The organism is Mesorhizobium sp. M4B.F.Ca.ET.089.01.1.1, assembly GCF_004022605.1.
Lineage (GTDB): Bacteria > Pseudomonadota > Alphaproteobacteria > Rhizobiales > Rhizobiaceae > Mesorhizobium > Mesorhizobium abyssinicae.
In genome coordinates this window covers 1-448 of sequence record NZ_RZOS01001422.1, presented here as the reverse complement: position 1 = coordinate 448, position 448 = coordinate 1, and the positions used below count along the sequence as shown (strand labels likewise).

Annotated in this window: 1 protein-coding gene; it reads left to right on the top strand. The window is 66.1% G+C overall.

Going from position 1 to position 448, the window contains the following annotated elements; translation table 11 throughout:
* Positions 1 to 398, top strand: a 398-nt coding sequence (locus EN780_RS37770; protein ID WP_133373027.1) for a MarR family winged helix-turn-helix transcriptional regulator, incomplete at its 5' end; no start/stop codon positions are given.
* Positions 399 to 448 lie beyond the last annotated feature (50 nt).

Genomic DNA, 448 nt, shown 5'->3' with positions numbered 1-448 from the left:
GCCTCGGCCGCTTCTACGATGACGCGCTGGCGCCATCGGGCCTGAAGGGCACGCAGTTCGGCCTGCTCTTTCAGATCCATGTCAGCAGCGAGCCGGCGATGGGCACCATCGCCGAGGCGCTGATCATGGACCTCTCGGCGCTCGGGCACACGCTGAAGCCGCTGATCCGCGACGGCTATGTCGAGACTTTCGCCGACAAGGACGACCGCCGCGTCAAGCGCGTGCGGCTGACGCCGCAGGGCAATGTCAAACTCGACGAGGCGATCAGGCTGTGGAGCGCGGCGCAGCAGCAGTTCGAGGACAAGGTCGGCGCCGAGCAGGCGGCGAAGCTGCGCGCGGCTCTGGACGCGGTGGCTGATCTCGATCTGGAAATGCCGGCGGCCGCTTCTTCGCGCTGAAGAAGCGGCCGCCAATCCAGATCAGGATGACGTTTCGTTGAATCGTCGTC